Below are 2,433 nucleotides of genomic sequence, written 5' to 3' on the forward strand. Positions count from 1 at the left end.
CGGGATGACAGTCCTTCACGTCATCCTGAAGTGCTCCTGTTCAGGATCTGGGCTTGGGTCTCAGCGAATGACGGGTTACCAATAACCAACAACGGACAACTATTTCTTCTGCTTGCAACTGACAACATGGAACTTGGAACTGCTTCTTTCCGGTGGACGGTGGACCGATGACGGAGAACGTTGTTTTCATGTGAACCATGTTGGTATATTCTCTTTGACTGGGGGTGCTCCCGTAGGCGGAGCAGGTAAAGAACTCCGAATAACTTTTTTGTGTCTTCGTGAACGCCACACAGATTCTAATCGATAATCACTCCGCTTCACTAGTAACGTCAATTTCAATCATCAAAACGCTTCTTCAGGAAACTAGGAACAGAATCCATGAAGTCGACTCAATGTGAAAAGAGGGGGCCTTGCAATATATTAAGTCTTCCGCTTTGGCCATTCTCAAGGGCAGATTCTAGACAGCTATGAAATCATTATAGTTTGGACTATAATAGTCATGACTATTATTAGTGGAGTGATTACAGTGTTCATCGGCAGGAAAACGGAGATCCGAATTCTTGAGAGAGAGTATGAAAGAGATGGCAGCTCCTTTGTGATCCTGTACGGAAGGAGAAGGATAGGAAAGACAACCCTTATAAAGCAATTCATGCAGGGAAAAGACTCTCTCTATTTTCTTTCTACCGAGGAAGAAGAGGGGCAGAATCTCCAATACTTTCAATCGCTTTCCTTTGACAAGACAGGCCTGGAAATACTGAGTTCAGGAAACAAATTGGAATGGCAAAGCATATTCGACCTGCTCACGAAAGGGCCGGGGAAAACGATAATCGCAATCGACGAATATCCTTACCTTGTAATGTCGAGCCCGGGCTTTTCCACGAAGCTCCAGCGAATCTGGGACGAAATGCTCAAGAATAGAAACGTTATGCTGATTCTCTGTGGCTCGCTGATAGGAATGATGTACTCCGAAACGCTGGATTATTCTAGCCCTCTCTACGGGCGCAGGACGGCCCAGATTAATCTCAAACAGATTCCCTATTCGGACTTTGCTGATTTCTTCCCGGAGAAGAGCGATGAGGATCTTCTCACCATCTATGCGGTTACGGGCGGCGTGCCTCGATACATAGAGCTCTTTCAACCCGGGAAAGACTTCATTGAAAATATCACCGACAATGTCTTGAAAAAGGGAAGTTATCTCTATGAAGAACCGATCTTCCTATTAAACAGGCAGTTCAGAGAGACTAGAACCTATTTCTCCATACTGAAGACGATCGCCGAAGGGAGCCACAAATCCTCTGAAATCTCCTCCCGTCTAAATATGAAGCAGCCATCTATTGGTTACTACATGAACGGGTTGATAGATATGGACCTCGTTGAAAGAGAGGTGCCGGTGACCGAGAAGAACCCTGAAAAGAGCAAGAAAGGACTTTACAGGATAAAGGACAACTTCAGCCAGTTCTGGTTCAGGTTTGTGTATCCCTTCAGGAGTTACCTTGAAATGGAGAACACGACCCCTGCAATCGAGAAGATCCGCACGAGCTTCATCGATAGCCACTTGAGTTTCGTTTATGAGAGAGTCTGCCAGGAAGTTCTGAAAGAGATGACAGGTGCAGGCTTCTTTGGAAACCGTATTTCAAGAATCGGACGATGGTGGAATTTGAAGGAAGAGATCGATATTGTTGGCGTAGACAAGGATAACGAGCCGGTTATCTTCGGGGAATGCAAATACCGCCAAGAGCCAATGGGTATAGATACTCTGAGAGAACTCCAGCGGAAGGCCTCGACAATTACAGAGACTACCGACAGGATTTTCGTGCTTTTCTCCAGAAAGGGTTTCAGCAAGGAATTGCTGGTCTACTCGCAAAGAAACAAGAACGTATTTCTCTTCGAGTTTTTCAAGAGAATCATATAACTCAGTGTGTAGCAGAAGAATTGTGAGCCATCATATGAACCGCTGTCCGCTGATGAAAAACCACGTTGACCGTCATCGGTTCTCCGTTCTCCGAGGAAAACTCGTTCTTCGTTCCAGAGCGAGGACCTGTTCTTCGTTCTTGGTTAAGCCAAGAAGAAGATCGAAAACAAAATTCAGGATCCGACTCTGAAATGATTGCCTTAGGTTATTTGGAGAATATCGCATCCCGTCATGCTGAACTTGTTTCCAAATACTGCTCTCAAGGTTTTTCGAACCTGCAACCACCCACTGCAACCTCGGTACTTCAAGACCAGATCCCGTGCAGACCCCCCAAACAGGAGCATTTTGGGGCAGGCTCTACGGGATGACAGTCCTTCACGTCATCCTGAAGTGCTCCTGTTCAGGATCTGGCCTTGGGTCTCAGCGAAGGACGGTTCTCCACTTGTAACTGATCTTAGATCGAGATTCTGAATCAGGTTCAGACGAGATGTGCTTGACCAAGAACGAAGAACCTGGACGCG

1 protein-coding gene is annotated in these 2,433 nt (G+C 46.2%); it reads left to right on the forward strand.

Going from position 1 to position 2,433, the window contains the following annotated elements; genetic code table 11:
• Window positions 1-526 precede the first annotated feature (526 nt).
• Window positions 527-1,912 (forward strand): ATP-binding protein, encoded by a 1,386-nt coding sequence (locus tag B3157_RS11440; RefSeq protein WP_292590607.1) that lies wholly within the window; start codon window positions 527-529, stop codon window positions 1,910-1,912.
• Window positions 1,913-2,433: the final 521 nt, after the last annotated feature.

The sequence above is a fragment of the Mesotoga sp. UBA5557 genome (genome assembly GCF_002425715.1).
GTDB lineage: Bacteria > Thermotogota > Thermotogae > Petrotogales > Kosmotogaceae > Mesotoga.